We start from the raw sequence: 26,427 nt of genomic DNA, 5'->3' as shown, positions 1-26,427 counted from the left end.
GAACACGACATAATAAAAGATAAGGTAATTACCATGCTATTTACTCAAGAACATAACGAAATTCGCCGTACCGTAAAGAACTTTGTCGAAAATGAAATAAACCCTTATTGCGACGAATGGGAACAAGCTGGCAGCTTCCCTATGCGCGAGCTATTCAAAAAATTAGGTGACCTTGGCCTGCTGGGCATCAGTAAACCTGAAGAGTATGGCGGCATGGGTCTCGATTACAGTTACAACATTGTAGCAGCTGAAGCACTAGGCGCTGCGCACTGCGGCGGTGTTCCCCTGGCGATCGGCGTTCAGACGGATATGTGCACCCCCGCACTGGCTCGATTTGGCTCAGATGAATTGCGCAAGGAGTTTCTGGCACCGGCCATTAGTGGAGAGATGATTGGCTGTATAGGAGTCAGTGAGCCAGGTGCCGGTTCTGACGTAGCAGGCCTTAAAACAACGGCGAAAAAAGACGGTGACGACTACATCATCAACGGCACTAAAATGTGGATCACCAACGCGCCAAGTGCCGACTTTATCTGCCTGCTTGCCAACACATCAGACGACAAGGTGCATATCAACAAGTCACTTATCATTGTGCCAATGAACACGCCCGGTGTCACCGTTGCGCCAAAACTCGACAAACTAGGCATGCGCTCCTCTGAAACGGCTCAAGTATTTTTTGACAATGTACGGGTACCGCAACGCAACCGTATCGGCAACGAAGGCATGGGCTTTATGATGCAGATGATGCAGTTTCAGGAAGAGCGCATGTTTGGTGCAGCTAATGTGCTCATGGGGCTGGAAGGCTGTGTCAACAAAACCATTGCCTACTGTAAAGAGCGCGAAACATTTGGCCAGCCACTGATCAACAATCAGGTGATTCACTTCCGTTTTGCAGAGCTACAAACCGAGATAGAGGCCCTGCGAGCTCTCACCTATCAGGCCGTTGAACTCTACCTTAGTGGCAAAGATGCCACCCGCCTGGCATCAATGGCGAAGCTAAAAGCAGGCCGGTTAGGACGGGAAGTAACCGACTCCTGCCTGCAATACTGGGGCGGAATGGGTTACATGTGGGACAACCCGGTATCACGCTGCATGCGCGATATTCGCTTGGTCTCAATTGGTGGTGGTGCAGATGAAATTATGCTCGGCATTATTTGTAAGCTGATGGGTACGTTACCCGGTAAGAAAAAGAAGTAGAGGCGCATCAATACCTGCATCTGTAGCCGTGATGAAAGGAGGAACGACTGGAATCAAGGAAGTGGTCACCATTAAACATAAAACCCTGATTCCGCTTCGCTGCATCAAGGCTACAAACGCAATACCCAACTGTAAGCACTTCGTAGCCGTGATGAAAGGAGGCACGACTGGAATCAAGGAAATGGTCACCATTGAACACAAAACCCTGATTCCGCTTCGCTGCATCAAGGCTACAAACGCAATACCAACTGTAAGCACTTCGTAGCCGTGATGAAAGGAGGCACGACTGGAATCAAGGAGATGGCCACAATTGAACACAAAACCCTGATTCCGCTTCGCTGCATCAAGGCTACACAAGATCATATTTGGCAAATTATTGAATGGTTTAACTATGAGTTTACCAACCACCGAAACGTTACTGCTGGAACAACAAGATCACGCGCTACACATCACCATTAACCGGCCCAAAGTGCGTAATGCCATGAACCTGAAAATGGTTCATGAACTGATGGCCGTATTTGACAGCATCAAAGATAGCCGCTCAATTCGCGCGGTGGTGTTACGCGGTGCTGATGGGCATTTTTGTGCAGGGGGCGATATTAAGGATATGGCCAACGCTCGGGCGGCGGCAAGCAAAAAAAGTGAAACGGACGACCCGTTTTACACCCTGAACCGGGAGTTTGGCCGCATGATCACTCAGGTCAACCATGCCCCACAGGTGGTCATTGCGGTCATTGAAGGTTCAGTTCTTGGCGGAGGGTTTGGCCTGGCCTGTGTGTCTGATGTGGCGATTGCAGCATCATCCGCCAAGTTTGGTCTGCCAGAGACGGGGCTGGGCATTCCTCCAGCCCAAATCGCACCATTTGTAGTTAACCGCATTGGCGTCACCCAGGCCCGACGTTTAGCGCTGCTTGGCGCTCGATTTGACGGAACTGAAGCCGCCAGGCTGGGTATTGTGCATACCGTGGCCAGCGAAGATGCATTAGATCAGGAGCTTACAGCGGTGCTGGCGCAAGTTAAGCGGTGCGCGCCAGATGCCAATCGCATTACCAAAGAACTGGTGTTGTCAGTGGGCAACGATGAGCTGTCATCGGTTCTCGACCGAGCTGCAGAATCTTTTTCTGCCTGCGTACAAGGAAAGGAAGGACAGGAAGGCACGATGGCATTTATACAGAAACGTACGCCCAGTTGGGCAGAAAACAGTGACGCATAGCCAGCAACATGTAGCAACGGCGACTAGCGTATCTTAATAGCATAACAACAGATGCCTTAAGAAAGGCGCGACTGTAAGGAACAAATTTATGTCACTCAAATGCACGTTCTCAAAAGTACTCATTGCGAACCGTGGCGAGATAGCGGTTAGAGTCATACGCACAGCCAAAAGCCTGGGCTTCAAAACGGTAGCTGTCTATAGCGAAGCAGATGAAAACGCACCGCATGTAATCGCGGCAGATGAAGCTGTTTGTATAGGGGGTGCTGCCGTTGGCGATTCTTATCTTGCCATACATAAGATCATCGATGCAGCAAAACTCACCGGTGCAGATGCCATTCACCCAGGGTATGGTTTCTTGTCCGAGAATGCTGATTTCGCCCATGTCTGCGAAAAGGCTTCAATTGAGTTTATTGGCCCGCCTGCCGAAGCGATAACGTTAATGGGCAGTAAACGGCTTTCAAAAATTGCCATGATCAAAGCCGAAGTTCCTTGTATCCCTGGTTATGAGGGCGAAGCTCAGGACGAGGCCACCCTGATTGACGAAGCCAAGCGAATAGGCTTCCCCATTATGATCAAAGCCTCAGCTGGGGGCGGTGGCCGTGGTATGCGTCTGGTTCACCAAGCCTCAGAGCTTTCAGAACAGATAAAAACCGCCCGATCAGAAGCAGAAAATGCATTTGGCAGCGGTGAGCTTATTCTCGAAAAAGCAGTCATCCAACCACGCCATATCGAAATTCAAGTCTTTGCCGATAAGCACGGCAACGTGGTGTATCTGGGCGAGCGTGACTGCTCTATTCAAAGACGGCACCAGAAGGTTGTCGAAGAAGCCCCCTCTCCGTTTGTCGATGACGAACTACGGGCACGCATGGGTAAGGCCGCATGCCAGGCGGCTAAATCTTGCAACTATGTCGGCGCAGGCACGGTTGAGTTTTTAGTCGATGCAGATAAAAACTTTTACTTCCTGGAAATGAATACCCGGTTGCAGGTCGAACACCCTGTCACTGAGCTGGTCACCGGGACAGATCTGGTCGCATGGCAGCTCAATGTCGCGTCAGGGGCCGAACTCCCACTCACGCAAGAGCAGATCACTATCAGTGGTCACGCCATTGAAGTACGTTTATATGCAGAAGACCCAAGGCAGAACTTTATGCCTCAAACAGGCCCTATCAAACGCTGGGAGCCAGCACAGGGTGATGGCATTAGAATCGATTCAGGCATATCGACCGGGCAAACCATTACACCGCATTATGACCCAATGCTGGCTAAAGTGATCGCCTATGGAAGTAACCGGGAAGAGGCAAGACGCCGCTTGGTGAGAGCCATCGAAGACAGCACCTTGTTGGGGGTTACAGTCAACAGCGAGTTTTTATCAAACATCATACAGCATGATCGTTTTATTGAGGGCGAGGCTACCACCGCCTTTATTGAAGAAGACTTCGGCCAGGATGCGTCAATGACGGTCAACCCTCCCGATAACCTGGCGACCGCCCTAACAGGTATCCTGCTTTACAATAGACGCCATGTTGACGCTGGCTACAGCCAGGTGCTTAATGGCTGGCAAAACTCAAACCCAACGCCCTGGCCTTATGAACTCCGCTGCGGTGAATCAGTATTGGAAATTGCACTGGAGCAAGCAGGCAATAACTTTGTTGTCACAGAAGATAAAGGGCCAGATCAGCCGCCTGTAACCGTTGAGTTATCGGTCATTCAACAAACGGAAGATCAACTTGTGTTCATCTACAACGGTGTTCGCCAACGATGCAACTACCTCACCGGTGGCGATGATATCTACCTTAAAATAGGCTCTGGCTATCATCACTATACTGACCTGACCCACGAAGAAGCAGTTAGCGAAGATGCCGCAGGTTCAGGCAAGATAATTGCCAGTATGGATGGCGCAATCATTGACGTACTGGCAGAAATTGGTGACCGCGTCGTTAAGGGGCAGTCACTGGTTGTTCTTGAAGCCATGAAAATGGAGCACCCACTAAAGTCAGACGTTTGCGGCACGGTAGAGTCTATTCAGGTACAAGCCGGTAGCCAGGTTAAAATTCGTCAGCTCCTGGTAACGATTACACCTGATGGCGAACAAGACCATTAAGAATATAGGGTGCGCTTGCGCACCAAGCCGCCTTGGTCACAGGCAGACTTTTAATGAACAATCAAAAATTCGAAAGGCAATCTTAAATGGCTAATTTAAAAGATAAAACAATTGTAATTACCGGCGCCAGCCGCGGCATTGGTCGAGAAATTGCGCTGAAGTGCGCAAAAGATGGTGCCAATGTGGTGATAATGGCAAAATCGGCAGAGCCCCACCCCAAGCTACCAGGCACAATTTTTACGGTTGCCGAAGAAGTTGAAAAAGCAGGCGGCAAAGCGCTTGCTATTCAAATAGATGTGCGTGACGACGAAGCCGTCAAGGCCGCGATGAAACAGGCCGCTGAAACCTTTGGCGGTATCGATGCGGTAATTAACAATGCAGGTGCAATCAAGCTAATGGGAGCCACCAGCCTGCCTCTCAAACGCTTTGACCTGATGACCCAGATAAATTCACGGGCGGTGCTATCAACTGCACAAGCCGCACTGCCATGGTTAAAGAAGTCTGATCAGGGCCACATCATCAGTTTGTCACCGCCATTAAATCTCGACCCGAAGTGGTTTGCTCACTACTCCCCCTATACGATCACCAAATATGGTATGTCGATGCTGACTTTAGGGTTATCGCAAGAGATGAAACGGCACGGTGTTGCAGTTAACTCACTATGGCCCCAAACGGTGATCTCAACGGCCGCTGTTGAGTTCGAAGGGGGTGGAAAGGCAACCTTGGACAGAGGAAGAACGCCTGCAATAATGGCCGATGCGGCATACGAAATACTCACCACTGAAAACTGTGAACTCACCGGTGAGTTTATTATTGATGAAGCCCTGCTTCGCGAGCGCGGCGTAACGGATTTTGACCAGTACCGTTATAACCCTGAATGCGATAAACCGCTGATGACCGACTTATTTGTGGCGGATTAGGCAACTAAAAATCTGGTAAAGCGGTAAGATCTGTTAACCAAATATAGTTAACAGATCAACTCTATATGGCAGACCGTGCTTACAAGAAGGTTCGTGACTGCAAAGCTCTTAGCCTTGCTTACGCAAACATCACGTTATTCAATCAACGTATTGGCTAATTATTCTTTTTAGTTCATTTTTATCCATAAAGTCAGAATCTATCTTAATAACTTTATCGTCTTTAAATACAAACAAAAAAGAGTGTTCATTGTTAGAAAAGTAGTAAGAAGTAAAGTCAGTATTACTCCACTCGCCTGTATCAGAGTTACCGACAAAGTACTTTTTAAAGGACGCAATTTCGGACTGAGAACAACTATTCGAACTACTTCTACCCGCAAGCTGAGCATAGAACTCCTGAACGTCACAACCATACTCAATAGTGTCATCTTTTGATATATCACTAAACGCGAGAAATTCTTTACCGTTATTCGAGCCATAGCGGAAAAAAGTAAAATTCTCGCGCCCCCCTTTGGTTCCAATAATTGAAGCGCCACCAGGAATATAAAAATCAAACCCAGAATAAATGAACTTCACACTGGAATTATCACTTAACACAGACATAGGGAAGATCAACATACCAAACAATATAAATAGTAAACGAGACATTGTTTATTATCCCCCCATCAACGCAATTTGAATATGTGATTTATAACCCATGCCAACCGCACCTTTGCACAGGTTATAGATTGACGTATCGCCTGATATTATTCTTTTTCCAATTTTAGACAACTGCTTGACGACATAACCTGGACTGGCTATCAGCGTTGGGCGAGGAACTAAATCCATAGAATCAGAACAGACATTTGCCTTAGCTAAGGCTTCAAATGCAATCTGCGCGGCAGGTTCATTTACACTATGCGCATTTGTTAAGTTTGGCCCCCAAAAATAATTAATGACAGCCGCAACATATTCACGTTCATAAATATCCATATTATTACTCTCCTTTTTAGTGGTACAGAATCAGTCTTTACCACTCACTCCTATATCAGCTGCCTCCTAATGTGAAGCATCACCACCGCGATGATACACCACTTCTATAACAGGTAACCACCAGCACTAATCTTTTGACTCTTTTTCGTAATCACTATCAACGTCATGCTGCCGCTGTATTATTGCAACTACCTGGCAGATGGAGATGATATCTGCGGAAGTTACCATACAGCAATGGGGCCACGTACTTTGTTTCGAAACCACAGAATTTCATTGGCAAATTAGTCACATTAGCTCCTAAACCCAGAGCCAACTTAACCCGGTTTTACGGCATTTTTTCACCAGGAAATGGGCATTGGAATTGAATCTGTACAAATACCAGTCAACTTCACCCAAAGGCAATTCAAAGATTATATTTAATGAAGGTAGCTATCCCACTTAGGTTGATTGTTAAGCAATAATAAGTTGAATTAAAAAAAGCATTGACTCGCTTAAGCAGGTAGGGAAAGCTAAACATACACGCTACCACACCACTTTGCGACTAATTTTGTCTTGTTGGGGTTGGCCAGGTGATGATCTAAATATCAACAAAAATCATCACCAAACCTTTACCGGATAAGTAGTTTTTATTCGCTGAATGAATAAGTAACTCGAGGCCCCACAATGCGCTTTCATCGTCAGTTTTATACATTTATCTGTTTGATTTTGACTTTCGTTCACAGCCCAGGCTATGCAGAGGTTAATCCTGGATTTGCAGGTTTTTGGATGGGTGAACTTGTTACAACAAAAACCATAAATAGTCGTAAGTATGTAGAGAAAAATGGCATATCCAAATGGGAGTATGATGTCGAATATCAATATACAAACCATCCTGTAGCTCTCACCTTAGAAAGAGATGCCAATGGAATAGTATCTGGTTATATGTTTCATGAAAAAGAAAACTGCATTTTTTCTGTAAAAAATGTAGCGTTGAGCAATAGGCGAAACTCAGAAATAAACTTAAAGTTAGTTGAAAATAGTGTGCTTGGTGAGTGCCCCCATAAGCATATACTGCCAAATGTTCAGCTGAGGTTATTGGATGACAACAGTCTCCGAGTAAAAGGGCGCTATTTCCAAAAAAGTGTTGATCAACAAAAAAGTATTTTGTCGAGGCAGAAGTCAAATGTTTTTGCCAGGCAGTTGGAAGCCGCGTTAGAGCTGCATGGAGACAGGTTCGATACAACTCCAGTCCTTCAAAATGTCAGCGGCGCTTATGGAGGCAAATCCTTCGATTTCAGGTTTCTATTTCCGCAAGGCCTCGCAACACCAAATAGTTTATATATACAAAGTCTAAATGAATCCAGTGGGTGTGAGAACGCCTTTTATTCTCAGCAAAGTATCAATGGAAAAATAAAAATTGTAGCCCATGATGAAGGCTGTACGGCATTTGCCTATGGTTATTTTGCTATTAATACTGATGATTCTTTGAAAGTGACATGGCAACCGGATAAACATGTTGAGAAGCAGGCCATCCCTGCAGACCAGGCTCTTATACTGAAACGACAGCTAAAAATTACGGGCAACCTGGCACAGCTTAAAGACTTTTATCTAAATAATAGCGATAGGCTCTCTTTGTCTCAGGCTGCTAATGAGTACCTGTCAGATTTGAAAAATAATAAACGCCTATTAAATACTTTGTTTAGTAATGAACTGAATTTCAATGATTATAGCTATAAATTCATTGGCTCATGGGATGGAGTAATAGAAGTAGATGGTTCAGTAAACCAGGCAGCATTGGCGTTGTGGACCGGAAAGCACGGTGATTACAGTTATATGCAGGGGTATCTGGCATTATCCGAAAACTGTTTCTACCCAGTGTCATTAAGTGATGAAAACGGTGTAGCGTTATTTAACTTGAAAAATGGATATGAAAACAAATGCTCATCGACTCATGTCAGCATTCGATCCAGGTTTCATACCCCTGTTTATATGGATACGGAGTTTAAAAAACTTCGTTTTCAATTTCCCCTTAAATTTCCGCCTAAAGGTGTCCGCTATAAAAAGTCGACGGTACGAGCAGCCTTTAAACGTGCTAAGCCAACCGAGTATCTGTTATCGATTATCAACGGCTCTAACGAGCACTCCATGACACCACCGGATGCGACAACATCTATGTTGATGTCATCAGCCGAAGTACCAGGAAGTAAGATTGAAGAGATACACAATGGGGCGCTGAAAGCGTCATCTGATTTACTGGAGCAAAGAAGAATCGCCGGTGAAAAGCAGAGGGCAGCTCAAAACGCATTAGCACTTGAGAAGTATGAGAAGAACAGGCAAAGGGAAATTGAAGTTGGCTTGAGAAAACCTGACCGACCAGAAAGGCAACGTTATTCATCAGCGGACGTACAGCCAATGCCTGTGGTGAATGGCCCATTTGACGGCCTCCCTGGTGCGACGTTCTTGAATGCAGTGTATCAAGGGAAGCCTTCGCTAGTACGCCGCATCAACGAAAATTATAATCTTGCTCAAAGCGCGGGTCTCAAAAGGTTTTTTGGCTCTTATGGAAATCAAATGACGGATGCAATGGCGAATATGCATAAGAACGTTCGAATTCAGGATTCCGTTGCAGCCAAATATCTTTTTGAATATGAAAGATATTCTAAGCAATGTTTATCTAGCTCTCCGGCTATTTTTTATGTAATAGGATATGAGCCTGATATGGTTTTTACCAACTTGCTAGGGGTTGAAACCGCTCGATACTATGGCTCCACGTCAGTGAATCAGTACAAGGTAAACCAGGAGTTCTCTGGGGTATTTAATAGAGTAGGAAAAATGAGTCCAGAGTCAATGAGTGCTCAATTAACAGGGTTATTTGCTAGCCAGGGAAATGAGGATTTGAGAAAGTCAGCAATGGCAGGCATTGGAAAAATGCGAAATAAGTTTGCTTGCGACAGTGATGAAATTAAGCGGTTTGAAAGAAATTTGATTGCACTATTTAAGTAGAAAAGCACGCCCCATAGAAATTCCAAATGAAAAAAGCAGCCCCTCTCCCATGCAAATGCCAGCATTTGGTGAGGGCAATATGGACAATGTCTGCCAAGACTCATCCGAAGCTGTTAGCCTCTACTTCTACAGTCGCTAACAGTCCACAGAAGGCACCTTTGACGTTGGCATTTAGCTTGTTCTGATACAGCTAAATGCCAATAACTGAGTTACTTGGTCGTTAGGTATTATTCGGCGCTGCCGACTGCAATCTTATGCTTCATCGTCGTAAGCATAGTCATCGGATGAGTAGTCTGCATCGTTGATAACATCTGACAAGATACACCGCTTCATGTGGGCTTTTTGGCTGGTCTTTGAAAGGTATTTTGACCAGGCTTTTTCTACATTGGAGGTTGCTTCAACCTCGCCGGTTATCACTTTTAGTATGCGTTCCTGTTCCTCGTTTTGAGGCTCCAGCCTTTTATTAATGAGTTGCTTGATGGTATAACCACAGCGGCTCAAAATATCGGACTCAGCCAGGGTAAACTCACCTGACCGTCGAAACCCATGCGGGAAGTTGACGGCATCATAAAACTCACACTGCGAAGCAAAAAGTTCAATGGACATACTCGTATCCTCCAATGGCGATTAATTAGCGCTACTACCGTTTAAACAGTTATTTAGCAGCTGGTCATAGTCATAGCTGCTATCGGGGTCATTCTCCAGTTTATCCTGCACAATATTATCAATCTGTTGATAACAATCAGGTTCCGATATTTCATAATCCTCGTCCGTATCAACATAGGCCATCTGCTCTGATACGCACTGGTCGACAAAATCATTCGCATCCGAATCGGGGGTGCCATCCTGAAGCATGGACTGACAATACTCTTTTGCCTGCTGGAGACCATAGCTTGTGCGTTCATAACCAGCGTCTGCCCTGACAGCCTGCTCTTGAGCATCACCTTCTTGATCAGCACTTTCCGGGAGGTTATTGGCGTATGCAAACGGCACAATAGATAGAAGCAAAGCAAAACGTTTCATTGCAAATCCTCATAGATTATTTAGAGGATTATGTATTCGGCTTTGCAAACAGGAAAACTAATTTTTTTTGTTATTACGATAAAAAATTTTAGTTAATAACGCTTAGAGACCTTTGCACGACGTTACGAGCGAAGTAAAGACAAGGCAAAAAATGAAGAAAAAGCGCAGTTTATGTGTAATAAGTCCCGGTCGACCCAGGAGAACGCACCATTTTGAGTCATTTTTTAACGCTGTATTTGTAAGCGCAGTAGTCGTGAAAAGCTCTCGCTTAACTAAATTTCTATGGTATCCAAACTACCATCCTCTACCGGCACTTCAAGAGAGCGAATGACATCTAAAATCGACTCGATCTCTTGAGTGTGGCTGTTTTCGCGGTGGTAGGAGGCATAAATTTGGCGTGAAATGACCGGGGCTTCATCAACTTGAAACAGCGCCGTATCCATATATTCAGCTACCATTCGGTATGGCAGATAAGCACTGCCGCCGTACTTAAAAATAAATTCCAAGGCTATTCGGGCCAATGTGGTATGAAGAACCGGAGGAGACGCGTCTGGAAAAGACTGCGCATAACTCATATGAAATGACAGCCCCCAATCAACAGAAACATAGCCATGAGACATCACCGTTTCCAGTGATTGATTCGGTTTGTTGCTGACCAGAATCAATTCGGCAGGCGTGATTGGCACAGAGACCAGATCATTCAACTTGGCAGGCTCATAAATCATAGCCAAATCCAGGGTTCGTTCCATCAGGTGCCTGATCAAGGTTTCCGGCCCATGAGCTTCAGCCCTGAGTGCCAGTTCAGGCAGTGAGCAATGGGTTACGTGCAGCACATCCTGCATCAACAGGTCCCAAAGTCCGCTGGTCGCGCCTAGTGAAAGTACATGCTTCTGGCGTTTTTTCAGCGATACATCCTGCCGGGCTCGCTCCCATGCCAGCAATATTGTTTCCGCATGGTTGATCAGGCGCTCGCCGGTTACGGTCAATTGCAGGTTATTACGGAAGCGAGTAAAAAGGGGGGCGCCAAGAATACTCTCAAGCTGTTTTATTCTGGCGCTCACGGCTGCCTGGGTCAGGTACAGGTTCTCTGCGGCCTTACCAAAGTGGCGGGTATTTTTAACTTCCAGAAAGGTGCGTAATAGTTCGATATCCATGCGTCTACTTTAACACTGAATATCTAAAAGTCTCTACCACTGAACAGCGATAAGTGCATCCCTAATCGTTGATGTCAGCGTTACATAGAGACTACTCCGGGGAGACGAGTCATCATCTGATGCCTGCAACAACATAGAGAGCATAGGATCCCGCCCGTTATGCTGTATTGGAGGGCTGTAAGCCAGTTCATCACACAAGCAGCGAGCAATATTTGCGTAAATGCAATAAACCTCTGTGGTTGATGCGCAGTGCCCCAACACTGCCAACTCTTCCAGGTTTATCGCGCCATGCTCAGCCTGATAGTGCCCTCTCAACATGGAAATGTGGCCGGGTTCCAAGTACGCTTTTATCTCAACTAGCGCAGCCTGTAACTCATCAGATGAAACCGGGGTTTGTCCTCTGCTCTGACACTTTTTCTCAATATCACGATCAACAATTAAACGCAGGTGTTGCTCGGCCTGCGCCCGCTCAGGCGCTTCACAGTAGGCTAACTGAGTCCCTTTGCTGAATACTTTTCCCACATAAATACCCGCTTCAACAGAGGCTGTGATCTTATGATTGCGATAAGTATCGACCAATACAGGCCTATCGCACTTCGTCATCGAAACACTATCGTTATTCATAGCAATATCAGTCAAAACAAACATCGGGGCTTATAAAATTCTAACAAGCTGGTCTAGGGTCTAGTGATCTATTTTCGCTTTCTTTTAATGATATATACATCAAGTTTTCTTTGTCGTAACAACAAATAGATTTTGTTTTACCGTTTCATATTTCTGACGCAGAATTCCCGCAATATCAGTGAGTTCAATTGATATTAACTGGCGAGTCCAACAACACACTTTAAGGCAACCATTATGAAAATCGCTATTTTATCCCGTAACCCAAATTTATATTCGACTCGCCGTTTGAAAGAAGCAGGGGAAGCGCTGGGTCATACGGTGGATGTTATCGACACCATGCACTGCTACATGGACATCACCAGCAGCCGACCATCGGTTCGTTACAAAGGTGCACCACTGCCCAGGTATGATGCGGTTATTCCTCGCATAGGGGCTTCTGTCACGTTCTACGGCACGGCCGTGGTGAGGCAGTTTGAAATGATGGGGACATTCAGCATTAATGAGTCGGTTGCTATTAGCCGATCCAGAGACAAGCTGCGCTCTTTACAACTGCTCTCTCGTAAAGGGATTGGTTTGCCTCGTACCGGGTTTGCTCACCACCCAGACAAGATCAGTGACTTACTTAAGAATGTCGGTGGCGCTCCAGTGGTAATCAAGCTACTGGAAGGCACTCAGGGTATCGGCGTGGTATTGGCAGAAACAACAAAAGCTGCAGAAAGCATTATCGAAGCTTTTATGGGGTTGAAGGCCAACATTCTGGTACAGGAATATATTAAAGAAGCAGGCGGTGCCGATATACGCTGTCTGGTCATTGGTGGCAAAGTAGTCGCGGCAATGAAACGACAAGCGGCTGCGGGGGAGTTCAGGTCTAACCTGCATCGCGGAGGTTCCGCTGAACTGGTTCGTTTGTCCCCTGCCGAGCGCAAAACAGCGATTGATGCGGCCAAAACCATGGGGCTTGGCATGTGCGGCGTTGATATTCTGCGCGCGAAGGATGGCCCTGTCGTAATGGAAGTAAACTCTTCGCCAGGCTTGGAGGGTATCGAATTAGCCACCGGAAAAGATGTCGCTTCTATGATTTTCCCCTATATTGAAAAGACAGCGAAACTAAACAGCACTAAAACCAAGGGCAAAGGTTAAGAGATAACGAGATGGCAGACATCCTGGAAATTGCCGGTATTGAGATAAAGCCCGGCGAAACGAAACGAATAGAGTTGCCAGCAGTAAAACTTTACACCGATACGAGTATGGCTATTCCGGTGTTTGTTAGACGAGGACGAAAGCCCGGCCCGACTCTATTTGTCAGTGCCGCTATTCACGGAGATGAACTCAACGGGATTGAGATCATCAGCCGACTGATTAATAGCAAGCAGATCAAGACGATTAGAGGAACCCTGATTGCGGTGCCATTTGTTAATGGTTATGGCGTACTCAATCAGAGTCGATACTTACCCGACAGGCGCGACCTGAATCGTTCGTTTCCAGGGTCAAAAAGAGGGTCTTTGGCTGGCCGTATGTCACACCTGTTCCTCAATGAGATTGTGGCCAAATGTGACTATGGCATTGACCTTCATACCGGGGCCATACACAGGAGCAATTTACCGCAAATACGAGCGAACCTGGATGATGAAAAAACACTGGCAATGGCAAAAGCATTTGGCTTGCCTGTGCTGATTAATTCGAACTTGAGAGATGGCTCTTTAAGGGAAAGTGCAGACTCACTCGGCGTTAGAATCCTGCTCTATGAAGCCGGTGAGGCCCTGAGGTTTGATGAACTGTCTATCCGGGCGGGTTATAAAGGCATTATCAATGTGATGCGGCACTTGGCGCTATTGCCGCCCAGGCGATCAAAATCCGCCTTAGTTGAGCCATTTGTGGCACGGCAAAGCGGCTGGATCAGGGCCACCGATAGCGGTTTTGTCAGCCATAAGAGGCAGTTGGGAGATCATGTCGCTAAAGGCGACCTTCTTGCAACCATTAAAGATCCTTTCGGGCAGGTACTCGACAGTGTCGTCAGCAATGCAGAGGGGATTATAATCGGGAAACAAAACATTCCCCTGGCCCAGGAAGGTGAAGCCATGTACCACATCGCCTACTTCAAAAAGCCTGATGATGTGGCCGAAAACCTGGAAATCATGCACGATAATTTAGTTCCTCAAGATACAACCGGCATAGCTGAATATAAAGAAGGCAATGAACAAAAATGAGAAAAATTGACGATAAATTACTGGTCGGGTCACTGGAGGAGTGTGGCCTGCCAGACTTAAAAATAGACGCTCTCAGCATACGTGTCGATACGGGAGCCAAAACATCCTCCCTTCATGTTGATAATATTGAAGAGTTTGAACGCGATGGCGAGCTTTGGGTGAGCTTTGATATTCACCCCGATATTCACAGCGTCACCACCATTGTTAAAAGAGAAGCCAAAGTCAAAGGCCAGCGACAGATAAAAAGCTCAAATGCCACCCGCCAGAAAAGGTGCGTTATCGACACCAGGATTCAGCTAGGCGATAAGGAGTGGACGATAGAACTGACGCTAACCGACCGTTCTGAGATGTCATACCTGATGCTGCTCGGTCGCCAGGCAATGGAAGGACGCCTGATTGTAGACCCTGAAAAAGAGTACCTGTTAAAACAGGATTGACCCTGCCCTCATTAACGATTTATAAGCATGATTCTAGACATATGGCTCTGACGGCGTTATGGTTCAACTAATGTCGGGGTTGCGGTATAGGTGAATCGCAGACCACTCAACGAACAAACTTTGAAGTGCATAATCGAAAAATGGCTCGCTCTTTAACGACTCTCGGTATTTCAGTTATCCTTTCTGCTGCTACCTCTCTTTCAACCGCGAAAGAATTTTCCTGGAGCCAGCAACACGACATTATTGGTGAGAAAAGAGTCGTAACGACAAAATACGAAGACACCTTGTCTGACCTTGGCGAATCAAACAATATTGGTTTCAATGAGATTGTCACTGCTAACCCCGGCGTAGACGCCTGGCTACCTGGCGAGGGCAATAAAGTCATTGTGCCGTCAGAGTATATATTGCCCAGTATTCGTGAAGGCGTCGTCATTAATTTGCATGAATATCGACTCTACTACTTCCCCAAAGAGGGGGGAAAAGTTATCACCTACCCCGTCGGCATTGGCACTCAGAAAACCCCTTCGCCTCTGGTCGAAACCACGGTAGAGCTCAAGCTCGAAAAGCCAAACTGGTATCCTCCCGCGTCAGTACGCGCGGAGTATCTGAAGGAGAATGGCAAGGAGATGGCCAGGATGTTCCCTCCTGGGCCGGAAAACCCTCTAGGGCCTTACGCTATTAAGCTCGACCTGCCCGGCTACTTTTTGCACGGCACCAACAAAGCATTTGGTATCGGCACCAAAGTAAGCCATGGCTGTATCCGTTTATACAATGACGATATTTCAAAACTGGTTTTTCAAGTTCCCAATAAAACGCCCGTCAGGTTTATTAAAGAACCGATTAAACTGGGCATGAAGGGAGATAACCTTTATGTTGAATTGCACCTGGACGACGCAGACAATATATCCGACAAAAAGATGGTTCAGAAGGTAATACAGCAAACGATACGGCTGGAAAAGCGCCTTGGGGCCATTGACCTGGATATTTACGCCATTGAAAATGCGATAAAAAACCCGCTGGGTATTCCTCAACATATTGGCGTTAAAGCGTCGACAATAAGCAATGCCAACAACGTTGTGGCTCAGAAAAAGGCTGGCAATAAAAAGGCCGACGTCATTGCCGTCAGCCCTCTATCAACCCCCGACACCATTAATTAGATACTCGGTATCACTCACTCAGTACCGCTCACTCACTACCATTAATGAGTAGCCGGAAGTTCATTGGCTAGTGCCAGACTAGCCCTAACAAATTACTTGCTGCTTGCTTTCTTAAGCATACGCTCAGCTTTCTCTGCTGATGCTTCTGCTTTCTTCATCGCTTCCTGAGCCATCATTAACGCTTCCTCAGCCTTGCGGTAAGCGTCGTCTGCTTTACCTTCTGCGCTAGTCGCTTTACTCATTGCTGCTCCTGCAGCCGTTTTCGCAGAGTTCGCAGCGCTCTGTGCCTGTGCAGCTTCTTGAGCAGCAGTGTTAAGCGTTGCCTGGTCGTCTTGAGACAAGCTAGCACACCCTGTTGCCAAAGCCATTGAAGTTACAGCACCTAACGCGACTATTTTTTTCAACATTGTTTCACTCCATTATTTAGCAGTATGCTTTTTAGATGACTTTCCATTAAGCGTCTTTGTCTACGCATTGCATTATCTATATACCTAACGTTATCTATATACGTAACGTTATCTGTATATACTTAAGGCAGTATACATAAAAAGAAGCTGTTATAATTTTTGGCCGCTAGCGGACAAATACTGAGTCTAGTCAATAATTTACCAGAATAAAAATATTTTTTTCAAATTTATTTCCCATACTCTTAATGATTGTGCTTTAAAGAATAGCTTCGAATGATTAAAATCTGCTCCTTTTTTCGTTCGAACAGGTCCAATTTCATGCTAGAAAATCTATTTCGGTTGAAAGAACACGGCACGGATGTCAAAACAGAGATAATTGCAGGTGTTACCACCTTTCTCACCATGGCTTACATTATTGTAGTCAACCCAGACATTCTGTCGGCATCTGGCATGGATTATGGTGCTGTTTTTGCCGCCACCTGTATCGCGGCAGCCATTGGCTCTTTGATCATGGGTTTGTTTGCGAACTATCCTATTGCACTGGCACCAGGCATGGGGCTCAATGCCTTCTTTGCTTTTGCGGTTGTACAGGGCATGGGGCACACCTGGCAAGTGGCACTCGGGGCCGTTTTTCTTTCCGGCCTGATATTTTTCTTCTTAAGCGTATTCAAAGTGCGCGAATGGATAATCAATAGTATTCCTTTGTCACTGAGGTTTGGCATCTCGGCAGGCATTGGCTTTTTCCTTGCGCTGATTGCGCTCAAAAATGCAGGTATTGTCGTTGACCACCCTGCGACCTTTGTCTCACTGGGAGATGTCACGAGCATGCCCAGCTTGCTGACGCTTGGCGGTTTCTTCGTTATCTGTGCCCTTGCCTACCGGCGCGTAACCGGCTCAGTAATGATTGGCATTATCACAATAACCGTGATTGCATTAATACTGGGCATGATTGAATACAAAGGTTTCGTTTCTGCACCTCCAAGCCTGGCCCCCACATTTATGCAGATGGATATATCAGGCGCTTTGAATGTTGGTTTAGTCAGCATTGTATTTGCGTTTCTTTTTGTTGACCTGTTTGATACCTCAGGAACACTTATTGGTGCCGCTCACCAAGGCAAGCTGCTGGACAAAGACGGTAAACTTCCTCGTCTCGGCAAAGCCCTAATGGCTGACAGTGTTGCCACAATGGGCGGCGCAGCACTTGGCACATCAACAACCACAAGTTATATCGAAAGTACCGCGGGTATCTCTGCGGGCGGCCGAACAGGCTTAACTGCGGTCGTGGTTGCAATTCTGTTTTTGCTCTGCCTGTTTCTCTCGCCAATTGCTTCTATCGTACCGGCCTACGCAACCGCGCCTGCCCTGCTCTATGTATCGGTACTAATGGCAAGCGGCTTATCGCATGTTGAGTGGGATGATATTACCGAAGCCGCACCTGCCGCCATTACCGCACTGATGATGCCGCTCACCTTCTCTATTGCAAACGGAATCGCCATTGGCTTTATCGCCTATACTGCAATCAAACTTTTCAGCGGAAAGCTCAGCGCTCTGAACATCAGCCTGGTACTTATTTCGATACTGTTTATTCTTAAGTTTGTATTTTTGGGCGCTTAAAGGGGTTGGTCATGGATAATAAACTTAATGAAAGCCTCCGCTTAAGCGAAGAGTACTTTAGCGATGTGGTGAAAAACGCAATCAGGACTGTGCCAGACTGGCCGGAGCAAGGTGTTATGTTTCGGGATATCACCACGGCGTTGCAAGACCGAACGGTATTCAGAAAGCTAATAGACGCGTTCATTCACCGTTACCACCACCTGTCCATTGATGCCGTCGCGGGCGTCGATGCAAGAGGGTTTATCATTGGCTCAGTGCTGGCCTATGAACTTAACGCCAGCTTTGTGCCAATCCGCAAGAAGGGTAAACTCCCATTCGATACGGTGTCTGAGAGCTACGAGCTGGAATACGGTAAAGCAGAAGTTGAAATCCACAAAGACGCCTTTAAGCAGGGTGACAAAGTAATACTGGTTGATGACCTGATTGCAACGGGCGGAACACTGCTCGCTGCATCCTCGTTAATTGAACGGCTCGGGGCAGAAATCATTGAAGCGGCAGCCATTATTGACCTGCCAGATCTTGGCGGTTCCAGAAAACTTCAAGACAAAGGTTTGGCGGTTTATAGCGTTTGCCAGTTCGAAGGCGGTTAATCTAATTTAGCGTACCGATTGCATCTACCAGAACATTTAAGTTCCTTGTGAATATTCTGGACTTACGCCGGTGAAGTACTACACTAAGTCGCCTGTACTAAATTAAGTAGCATGTACTACATTAAGTTGCATGTACTGGATTTAAATCGCGTCTACCGCAATAAATACGCCTGTACTATCGTGTTTCTATAGGCCATCATTTGTACCCGGCAAGGTCTTTGCGCGACAACAGAGCATACGAAGACATACAAAAATACGACGTTAAAAAGTGCTAAAAGGGAGAAAGCAATGAAACGCATTGTACTGATGATAGTCGCTGTATTAACCATGAGTTCGGCCTTCGCAATGGCAGCACCAGAAAAAAAGTTCTCCACGTTGGGGACGTATTTCGGGATTGCACAAGGCTGGGTTGAGGTTGAAGAAAACAACCTGAACAATGAGTTCGAGATGTACACCTTTGACCTCATCGGCGGTGCAACATTTCACCCTAACATGGGTATAGAAGGGCGCCTTGGTTTTGGTGGATCAGATCGGTCTGGCAGCAAAAGCTACTCTCTGGATCATTATTTCTCGCTGTATTTTAAGCCACAATATACCTTTGGCCGGTTAAATACCTATGCTCTGATCGGCGCAAGCCATGTCTCCTCAGAGACCAGTCAAACCATCTGCGGTGTTTTCTGCTTTCAGTCCAAAAATGAAAATAGCGAATTCTCACTTTCATATGGTGCAGGTGCCATCTATTACTTTGACCGCTTAATGCTTGGCCTGGAATACGTTAAAGTGCTGGATAAGGATCGGGTTGATATTGATCGCGGAGGATTACTGTTCGGATTTGTTTTCTAACAGCCTAAACCAATTGCCCCTGCGGCCAGGGGCAAGGGCAATATCGAAAGGTACTATTGCAGAGTGCTATCGCGGAATAAAACCTCACACATGACGCGCCAAGCCGTCGCATTAAAACCACCGCCTAACCTTGAATAGCCATACCTGTAGGCTGACCACAACCACTAAGAACAATATAAATATCATAAACGAGTCAGGGTTTTCTGCCCCCGGAATGCCCCCGACATTGATGCCTAAGAGCCCGGTAAAGAACCCTAACGGTAAGAAAATTGCGGCAACAATCGACAGTACATACATGCGGTTATTCAACTGCTCGGATAACCTGTTGACCAGCTCTTCCTGAGTCACTGCCGCGCGGTCTCGCACTGAGTCAAGATCTTCAATGTATCGAATCAGGTGATCTGTCGTCTCCCTTAAACGAACAAGATCATCCGGCTTAAACAACACCATTTTCTCACTCTGCAATTGCAGCATTGCCTCCCGCTGCGGAGCCAGATAACGTCTCAACGATATTGCCTGCCGCCTTAAGTCTGCAATCTCGCTGCGCAACGAGTAAGACTCTGCCGTAAGCACCTCTTCTTCAATCTGGGCAACCCTATCCTCAGTATCTTCTATCGTATCCTGCATTCGGGCAATTAAACGAGCAGCCAACGTTGCTACAAACTCGCCTGGTGTTTCAGGGCCTTCGTCTGCATCAATCAGCGCGACAATGTCCTGTGCCGACAGCAATGGCCTTTTGCGGGTACTGATCACTCTCTTTTCATCAATCCAGACCCTAATAGCCACCATATCTTCTGGGTTAGAGCCAGAAGTGAGGTTGACGCCACGCAGTGATATCAACACCCCGCCTTTCAGGTAAGTGGCGCGTGGGCGAGTTTCTTCACTTAAAAGGGCATCAATAACCACCGGCTCCAAATCGCTTTCTTGTCTAATCCACGCGATGCTATCGGGGTGAGTATAATCAAAATGCAGCCAACTACAGCCTTCATCAGAGACGCCTTGTTCAACTTCTTCACCGCTAATAGGTTTTCCTTTGTTTGGCCCACTCAGCCGGTAGCCATAAATCAATGAGTTTTTATCCACGTTGAGCCTCTTAATTTAGCAGTGTTTTGTTTAACTCTGCGTATTTTTCTTGTTATCAACCGGGTTTAGAGATGAAAATATGGCTGTATCCACAGATCGTACGTGCAGGTCTCGCTGGGGGAATGGAATCTCAACACCATACTGGGCAAGCGCTGTTTCGATCTCCCAAAGATAAATGGCTTTGGGATTGCCACGTTTGGGTAATGTATTACCTTTTACCCAAACAACCAACTCAAAATCCAGGCTGCTGTCGCCATAGTTGATTAACCACACATCCGCCTGATGGTCATGATTAGTCAATGTATGAGGCACTTTCTCTGCTGCTTCCAGTACCGCTTTACGCACTAACTCCTTGTCACTTCCATAGGCGACACCAAATGGTATATGCAGCCTTCTAAGATCATCTGAAAAGGTATAGTTGGTGACCCGGCCACTGATGAACTCTGAATTAGGTACCAGAATATCGATATTGTCCCAGGTTGCAACCTGAGTACTTCGCACATTGATCGATCTGATCCGGCCGCGCACACCGGATTCCAGTTCGATCAAATCTCCCACTTTCAATGGCCGCTCAAATAGCAAAATAAGACCGGATATAAAGTTGTTAAAGATCGACTGTAAGCCAAAACCTATACCAACACTCAACGCGCCTGCCACTAACGCCAACTTTGACAGGTCAATACCTAACGTTGTAAATCCGATAAGCACCGCCGAAACAATAATAATATAGTGAAGAATCCGCCCGATGGTGAAGAGAGAAGACTCTGAGATAGACTTCTTGCTTTCACCGAAGCGTACTAAGGCCTTACGGGTATGGGCAGAGATCAGGATGGCAATCACCATCACCAGCAACACCCAAACCAGGTCTTTCAAGGTAACTGGAGACTCGTTGATTGAAAACAGCGGGTAATAGAGCACCTCTCCCACAACCGCCACGGCGGAGCGCCCCCAGGAAACCGTTTGAGCTAAACCACTCTTCCAGCCCCCATTACGCTCTCCCGATATCGTTCGATATGTTTTTAACAGCCGCTCTACTTCACGTTCTCGCAGCTCGCTTTCATGCATGTACTGGCGCGCCTGTTGAAGTTTCGCCCACGCCTGAGAGCGCTCAGTGTCAGACATTTGGTCACTGCTTTCATTCATAGCTCGAAACAAGTCATTAAATTGAGCACTCAATTTTCCTTTTTGCACGCCCCACTGTTTTAAGACGGTTTCTTGAGGAGCCGACGATGCTGCATTGCCGCCTTCTAGTGCGCTGTCAAATGCTGTTTTCAACTCAATTAATGCCAACGTAATGGTTTGGTTGGCCAGCTTTGCGGAAAGAGCCAACGCTTCAAGTCTAACCTGTAGCGGAAGGATATCAGGCTCATACCCCACCCCCTGTTCTAACGGGTAAAGTGACTTGCTGCCAGCCTTGATATCCTCTAACAGCACACTCCTCTGCTGTGTCCAGATTTGGCGTTTCTTGGGGTCAGGTTTAAGCTGCGTAATAGCGTTTTCGAGCAGCGTTTGCTGCCCTTTATATCTCTTTTCCAAATAGCTCTGACGTTTTTTTAGATGACCCATGCGCTCGCTGGATATTAACGCCGTTAGCTGCAAGCGTAATATCTCAACCGCAAGAACAGCTCGCTCCTTTGAGCCTTCGGCAAGACGTCGATAATCGACCAGCTGCCGGGAAATAGCCTTATCACGCTCATTATTTAACAGCGTTAATCGCGCCAATTCTTCCGTCAACAGGGCAGCATCACGCTCAGAACGATAGGTTTGATTATAAAACGCCAGCCACTGTTCAACTGTTTCCGGTGGGACCAGCGCATCTTTTGTTTCCTCAATACCCGGGGTTGCACTCTCCGCCTTGCTGTATTGGACAGATAGTTGCTGTATCAATGGTGGTATTAACGCGGCATTTTCACTGTTTTCATCAAGCGATGTTTTTTTCAGTTCACGCTTAATGTCCTGCTCTAACAACGACAGATAATCCAATTTGTTTTCGATTGAAAGCGATTCAAGTTCTGTCCACCAGTCTGCACTGAGTGCGCTAAGGGATATCGGCGTGTATTTCAGGTTCTTTGAATCATCCTCCACAGCCCATACCGATGCCCCACACCAACACATCAACACTATTAATAAGATACTTCGCACCCACTCTCTCCACTTGTCATCGCTATCACCACATCATAAAAATACGTTATTTCATTGGCAAATAGTCATTTCTATAAACCGTAAGAGTATAGCTAATTCGCGTCACAGGGCACGCTTTAATGGGTATTTGTTCTAAGCAGGACAGAAAGTTCCACTGAGAATTGCCTAAACTTAGTGCACTGAACTCCATAAACCTGAACGAGTACATAGGGGATATGACGATGAACATGTTACGGAACGCTGGATTAATCGTAAGTTTAGTTCTGGTTATTTCAGCCTGCTCTTCAAATACGGTGTTAACTGAGGCTACCATGCACCAGCAGTACCCTGCTGTGGCCGAGCTAAAAAGCCAACTTGCCGAAGCTGAAGCCGAAGAGGTTAATCTACTATCGCCAAAAAACTTCAAACGGGCCAGCGAGTCATACGCTGAAGCCGTCGAATGGGCGTCAAGCGATAACCCCAAAGGAGAGGACTTCGCCCGCGAAGGGTTGTCGCAGCTATCTGCAGCCCAGACCAATGCGCTGCAATCGAGAGATATTCTTGAGTATGTGCTTGAAGCGCGCGGAAAGGCAATTTCTGCTCAGGCAAATACCAGGCAGTACTCACAATTTAAGGAGGCGGAAGAAGACTTGCTGGAACTGACTTCGATGATTGAGTCAGGCAAAATAGTGGAAGCCAAAAGTGGGCGTACCGAATTAACCGAAGCGTACAAACAACTTGAGCTGCTTGCGTTAAAAGGCGATACCGTTGAAGACGCCAAACAAGCACTGGCCAATGCAAAAGAGAATGACATCGATGATCTTGCACCAAAAACACTAAAATTAGCCGAAGAGGAATACAAACTCGCACTTGATGTGCTGGATGCAGACCGAACAGACCTACAGAAAGCTGAGACCCATGCCAACAAATCACTTTGGTACACCGAAAGGGCTAATCACATTGCAGAGACCCTGCAACACTTTGATTCCTCCGATTATTCAGAAGAAGACAAAGTGCTTTGGTATCAGCAGCAAATCTCAATGCTGGCTTCTCCTATCGACAACGATGTCGCTTACAACCAACCAAACAAAGATGTGATCAAAGGGTTAAACGCAGAGATACAAAGTATTCTGGATGCAAATGCAGCCCTACTGGGAGAGCTTGAAGCGTCGAGCGCAGGCAAACGTCAGCTAGAAAGAGAGAAAGAAGAAGCGTTGATGCTTTCTATGCTTGAACAACGGGAAAATGAAGCCTCAGCCTCCAAGTTTGCCTTTGTTCAGTCGCTATTTGAACAGAATGAAGCAGAAGTTTACCGACAAACCAATGATGTATTAATCAGAGCTCACGGCTTTTATTTCCCATCAGGAAAAAGCGAAATCGAGTCTACGAACTTTGCGCTCCTGAATAAAATAACCGAAGCAATCAAAACCTTCCCTGATGCAAAAGTTGTGGTATCAGGCCATACAGATAATGTTGGAAGTGACGATTTAAACATGAGCCTTTCAGAGTCCCGCGCTGAAAAGGTCGCCAAGTTTCTAAACCAGGTCGGCAATATCCCGATGGATAGAATTCAGTTCAAGGGCTACGGGAAACAAAAACCGGTTTCAAGTAATGAAACAGAAGAAGGCCGAGCGGCTAATCGCAGAGTAGAGATACTCATTATCAACGATAAACTGCAACGAACCTCATAAGGCCAAGCTCAACAACACCGTTAAGCTAAGCAGCACCACGAAGCTACAAGCAAGCCCCTGCGGAACAGTTAATCAGCTGTTCCGTAGGGGCTTGGTTCCGACATACGGCAGCACGCAGGAACTGTATAAGAACCACTGTCAGATCAGGTATAAACGTCTACGACTCATCAAAATGTATTAACTACAAACTAGCCTTTTCCTTTTGTTCGGGTGCGGTTTGGTTTGGCATTTTCCTCAATAAACTTTATGATCGCGCTTGCCACATCTTTACCCGTTGCGGTTTCGATGCCATTCAGGCCTGGGGATGAGTTCACTTCCATCACCAACGGGCCACGCTCTGCGCGAAGCAGGTCAACGCCCGATACTTTCAAACCTAAGGTTTGCGCCGCTGTAATGGCTGTTTTGCGCTCTTTCGGCGTCAGTTTTGTCAGCTGCGCACTTCCGCCGCGGTGAAGGTTAGAACGAAACTCGCCCGCCTGCGCCGTTCGCTCCATAGCGGCAACCACTTTATTATCAATAACCAGGCACCTGACATCACTGCCACCCGCTTCCTTAATGAACTCCTGAACCAGAAAGTTGGCTTCTAACTCCCTGAAGGCATCAATAACACTCTCCGATGCCTTAAGGGTTTCAGCCAACACGACCCCCCTGCCCTGAGTGCCTTCAAGCAACTTAATCACTAGCGGAGCACCTCCCACCAGCTTTATTAAATCCTTAGTATTATCAACACTGTGAGCAAACCCGGTAACTGGCATTCCTACATCTTTACGCGATAGCAGTTGTAACGCTCTAAGCTTATCTCTTGAACGGCCTAAGGAGACGGACTCGGTCAAGCAGTACACCCCCATCATCTCAAACTGCCGAATAACCGCCATGCCATAGTTCGTAATAGATGCGCCAATACGCGGTATAACCGCATCAAAACCCAGCAATTTTTCGCCGTTGTACCATACTGCTGGTTTGGTGGAGGTGATGTCCATATAGCATTTCAATGTATCGATCACATGCATTTCATGACCACGAGCCTTTCCGGCTTCCACCAGTCGACTGGTCGAATAGAGTTTTTTGTTTCTTGAGAGTATTCCAATTTTCATTGTCAAGCCTCTACGATCCGTTAACGTATTATTAATCCTCAACAATCGGGCATTTATTTACACACTGAGACCTTGCGAATAACAAAAAAGTGCAGCCCACCTCCATTAACTAAAGTTCATTCCACGATAAAACGCAACTTGACGCTTACAACAGATCAATGAGTTAATCGACAATCACTGCCAGCCAGCCACGCACTTTTTGGCCAGCTACCACTAACTATAGGGGTGGGTTATTTTTACCAGTCAGAACAGACCGATGTTGAAACCATTGGAGTTATTTAGCTTTATCTGCAACCATCATGGTCAGCTTACCTACGCCCTGAAGGCGATCCCGCGGGTTTACCAGCGTCGGTCTGGAAAGGAGTAAATTATTGGGGTAGATAATAACTTCACGGTCTTCACTGATCAGCTTAGTATTGAACAGGTTGATTTCTGATATATAGCCTTCGATGTAGTTATCTGCATCAATAATGCGGATAAAGTTCCCTCTCCGGTATGACGTGTGTGCCAGCAACAGGAAAAATGCAGTCACATTACTGAGTATTGACCACCCGGCAAACAACGCCACGCCAGTCACCGCCAATATACTGGCTGACAACGTCAGCAGCCCTTTGAAGTCAAATCCCCAGACAATCAAACTGCTTGATAACGCGCCGATCCCCAACAGTATATTGAGCGTCGAAAGCGCCTTGCTGATTGCGTCATCTTTTAATCGTCCTTGTGCCGCCTGCTTCCTGATTCGTGGGCCTGCGATAAAACGAAAAACGAGATAGATGGCCAGAATGACAAAAGTCGTTGCCAGATTAAATTTATACTCAGCCATCCAGTCGAAAAAAACGGTTTGCACAACACTATCCTAAAAACTTGAAATTAATATTTGCAGTAATTCACCGGCATAATACACAGTTTGTCAGCAATAATAACCAGGTAGATCATTTAATTAGCGATAGCAATACCACGGCCTGATCACATCAGGAATCACCAAACTAAACAGGCCTGAATC

General features: G+C 46.4%; 25 protein-coding genes. 13 read left to right on the top strand and 12 right to left on the bottom strand.

Translation table 11 applies throughout. From position 1 onward, the window contains the following. Positions 1-33: 33 nt before the first annotated feature. Positions 34-1,194 (top strand): citronellyl-CoA dehydrogenase, encoded by a 1,161-nt coding sequence (gene atuD / locus MY523_RS01565; RefSeq protein WP_250657058.1) that lies wholly within the window; start codon positions 34-36, stop codon positions 1,192-1,194. Here atuD and MY523_RS01560 read toward each other — a convergent pair. Continuing rightward, a complete protein-coding gene (locus MY523_RS01560; protein WP_250657057.1) occupies positions 1,171-1,557 on the bottom strand; it encodes a hypothetical protein in 387 nt (128 codons plus the stop codon). The genes atuD and MY523_RS01560 overlap by 24 nt on opposite strands. Before the next feature lie 28 nt (positions 1,558-1,585). Between MY523_RS01560 and MY523_RS01555 the strand changes: the two genes are divergently transcribed. From MY523_RS01555 to MY523_RS01545, 3 genes are all read left to right on the top strand, one after another. Beyond that, a complete protein-coding gene (locus tag MY523_RS01555; protein ID WP_250657056.1) occupies positions 1,586-2,407 on the top strand; it encodes an enoyl-CoA hydratase/isomerase family protein in 822 nt (273 codons plus the stop codon). A gap of 88 nt (positions 2,408-2,495) precedes the next feature. Beyond that, positions 2,496-4,508, top strand: a complete 2,013-nt coding sequence (locus MY523_RS01550; RefSeq protein ID WP_250657055.1) for an acetyl/propionyl/methylcrotonyl-CoA carboxylase subunit alpha — start codon at positions 2,496-2,498, stop codon at positions 4,506-4,508. An 86-nt stretch (positions 4,509-4,594) separates the two neighbouring features. Continuing rightward, positions 4,595-5,428 carry an SDR family oxidoreductase gene (locus tag MY523_RS01545; protein ID WP_250657054.1) on the top strand — a complete coding sequence of 278 codons (834 nt, stop codon included), beginning with the start codon at positions 4,595-4,597 and terminating at the stop codon, positions 5,426-5,428. Between the two features lie 138 nt (positions 5,429-5,566). On the opposite strand, the gene MY523_RS01540 is transcribed toward MY523_RS01545, so the two are convergent. Beyond that, entirely contained in the window at positions 5,567-6,073 is a 507-nt protein-coding gene (locus MY523_RS01540) for a hypothetical protein (protein WP_250657053.1), read from the bottom strand. A 6-nt stretch (positions 6,074-6,079) separates the two neighbouring features. Then, a complete protein-coding gene (locus MY523_RS01535) occupies positions 6,080-6,397 on the bottom strand; it encodes a hypothetical protein (RefSeq protein ID WP_250657052.1) in 318 nt (105 codons plus the stop codon). 765 nt (positions 6,398-7,162) lie between these two features. Here MY523_RS01535 and MY523_RS01530 point away from each other — a divergent pair. Next, positions 7,163-9,379: a hypothetical protein gene (locus MY523_RS01530; RefSeq protein ID WP_250657051.1), complete on the top strand. Its 2,217-nt coding sequence runs from the start codon at positions 7,163-7,165 to the stop codon at positions 9,377-9,379. A 252-nt stretch (positions 9,380-9,631) separates the two neighbouring features. Here the strand turns inward: MY523_RS01530 and MY523_RS01525 are convergent, their stop codons facing one another. From MY523_RS01525 to MY523_RS01510, 4 genes are all read right to left on the bottom strand, one after another. Continuing rightward, entirely contained in the window at positions 9,632-9,985 is a 354-nt protein-coding gene (locus tag MY523_RS01525; RefSeq protein WP_250657050.1) for a MaoP family protein, read from the bottom strand. Positions 9,986-10,006: 21 nt separating this feature from the next. Then, on the bottom strand, positions 10,007-10,402 hold the full coding sequence (locus MY523_RS01520; RefSeq protein WP_250657049.1) for a hypothetical protein: 396 nt from the start codon (positions 10,400-10,402) through the stop codon (positions 10,007-10,009). 272 nt (positions 10,403-10,674) lie between these two features. Further along, the gene (locus MY523_RS01515; RefSeq protein ID WP_250657048.1) at positions 10,675-11,556 is read right to left on the bottom strand and encodes a LysR family transcriptional regulator; all 882 of its coding nucleotides are present in this window, start codon (positions 11,554-11,556) and stop codon (positions 10,675-10,677) included. Between the two features lie 33 nt (positions 11,557-11,589). Continuing rightward, a complete protein-coding gene (locus tag MY523_RS01510; RefSeq protein ID WP_250657047.1) occupies positions 11,590-12,180 on the bottom strand; it encodes a hypothetical protein in 591 nt (196 codons plus the stop codon). Between the two features lie 234 nt (positions 12,181-12,414). Here MY523_RS01510 and rimK (MY523_RS01505) point away from each other — a divergent pair, with 234 nt between their 5' ends. The 4 genes from rimK (MY523_RS01505) to MY523_RS01490 all read left to right on the top strand — a co-directional run bounded on the left by rimK (MY523_RS01505) (position 12,415) and on the right by MY523_RS01490 (position 15,981). Further along, a complete protein-coding gene (gene rimK / locus MY523_RS01505; protein ID WP_250657046.1) occupies positions 12,415-13,320 on the top strand; it encodes a 30S ribosomal protein S6--L-glutamate ligase in 906 nt (301 codons plus the stop codon). Positions 13,321-13,331: 11 nt separating this feature from the next. Then, positions 13,332-14,387, top strand: coding sequence for a succinylglutamate desuccinylase/aspartoacylase family protein (locus MY523_RS01500; protein WP_250657045.1), 1,056 nt, complete (start codon positions 13,332-13,334; stop codon positions 14,385-14,387). Further along, positions 14,384-14,824, top strand: coding sequence for an ATP-dependent zinc protease family protein (locus MY523_RS01495; protein WP_250657044.1), 441 nt, complete (start codon positions 14,384-14,386; stop codon positions 14,822-14,824). Before MY523_RS01500 ends, MY523_RS01495 begins: the two co-directional genes overlap by 4 nt. Positions 14,825-14,964: 140 nt before the next feature. Continuing rightward, on the top strand, positions 14,965-15,981 hold the full coding sequence (locus MY523_RS01490) for a L,D-transpeptidase family protein (protein ID WP_250657043.1): 1,017 nt from the start codon (positions 14,965-14,967) through the stop codon (positions 15,979-15,981). Positions 15,982-16,073: 92 nt separating this feature from the next. Here the strand turns inward: MY523_RS01490 and MY523_RS01485 are convergent, their stop codons facing one another. Further along, on the bottom strand, positions 16,074-16,388 hold the full coding sequence (locus MY523_RS01485) for an alanine-zipper protein (protein WP_250657042.1): 315 nt from the start codon (positions 16,386-16,388) through the stop codon (positions 16,074-16,076). A 318-nt stretch (positions 16,389-16,706) separates the two neighbouring features. On the opposite strand from MY523_RS01485, the gene MY523_RS01480 reads away from it, so the two are divergent. The 3 genes from MY523_RS01480 to MY523_RS01470 all read left to right on the top strand — a co-directional run bounded on the left by MY523_RS01480 (position 16,707) and on the right by MY523_RS01470 (position 19,435). Beyond that, a complete protein-coding gene (locus tag MY523_RS01480) occupies positions 16,707-18,002 on the top strand; it encodes an NCS2 family permease (RefSeq protein WP_250657041.1) in 1,296 nt (431 codons plus the stop codon). Positions 18,003-18,013: 11 nt separating this feature from the next. Beyond that, entirely contained in the window at positions 18,014-18,592 is a 579-nt protein-coding gene (locus tag MY523_RS01475) for an adenine phosphoribosyltransferase (RefSeq protein ID WP_250657040.1), read from the top strand. Between the two features lie 288 nt (positions 18,593-18,880). Continuing rightward, a complete protein-coding gene (locus MY523_RS01470; RefSeq protein ID WP_250657039.1) occupies positions 18,881-19,435 on the top strand; it encodes an outer membrane beta-barrel protein in 555 nt (184 codons plus the stop codon). A gap of 111 nt (positions 19,436-19,546) precedes the next feature. On the opposite strand, the gene MY523_RS01465 is transcribed toward MY523_RS01470, so the two are convergent. After that, the gene (locus tag MY523_RS01465) at positions 19,547-20,518 is read right to left on the bottom strand and encodes a zinc transporter ZntB (RefSeq protein ID WP_250657038.1); all 972 of its coding nucleotides are present in this window, start codon (positions 20,516-20,518) and stop codon (positions 19,547-19,549) included. Between the two features lie 30 nt (positions 20,519-20,548). Continuing rightward, entirely contained in the window at positions 20,549-22,660 is a 2,112-nt protein-coding gene (locus tag MY523_RS01460) for a mechanosensitive ion channel family protein (protein ID WP_250657037.1), read from the bottom strand. A 221-nt stretch (positions 22,661-22,881) separates the two neighbouring features. Here MY523_RS01460 and MY523_RS01455 point away from each other — a divergent pair, with 221 nt between their 5' ends. Further along, the gene (locus MY523_RS01455; protein WP_250657036.1) at positions 22,882-24,330 is read left to right on the top strand and encodes an OmpA family protein; all 1,449 of its coding nucleotides are present in this window, start codon (positions 22,882-22,884) and stop codon (positions 24,328-24,330) included. Positions 24,331-24,518: 188 nt separating this feature from the next. On the opposite strand, the gene rimK (MY523_RS01450) is transcribed toward MY523_RS01455, so the two are convergent. Both rimK (MY523_RS01450) and MY523_RS01445 read right to left on the bottom strand, forming a co-directional pair. After that, the gene (rimK, locus tag MY523_RS01450; protein ID WP_250657035.1) at positions 24,519-25,424 is read right to left on the bottom strand and encodes a 30S ribosomal protein S6--L-glutamate ligase; all 906 of its coding nucleotides are present in this window, start codon (positions 25,422-25,424) and stop codon (positions 24,519-24,521) included. A gap of 274 nt (positions 25,425-25,698) precedes the next feature. After that, the gene (locus MY523_RS01445; protein WP_250657034.1) at positions 25,699-26,271 is read right to left on the bottom strand and encodes a mechanosensitive ion channel domain-containing protein; all 573 of its coding nucleotides are present in this window, start codon (positions 26,269-26,271) and stop codon (positions 25,699-25,701) included. Positions 26,272-26,427: the final 156 nt, after the last annotated feature.

The sequence above is a fragment of the Alkalimarinus coralli genome (assembly GCF_023650515.1).
Lineage (GTDB): Bacteria > Pseudomonadota > Gammaproteobacteria > Pseudomonadales > Oleiphilaceae > Alkalimarinus > Alkalimarinus coralli.
This window is presented reverse-complemented; position numbering and strand designations above follow the sequence as displayed.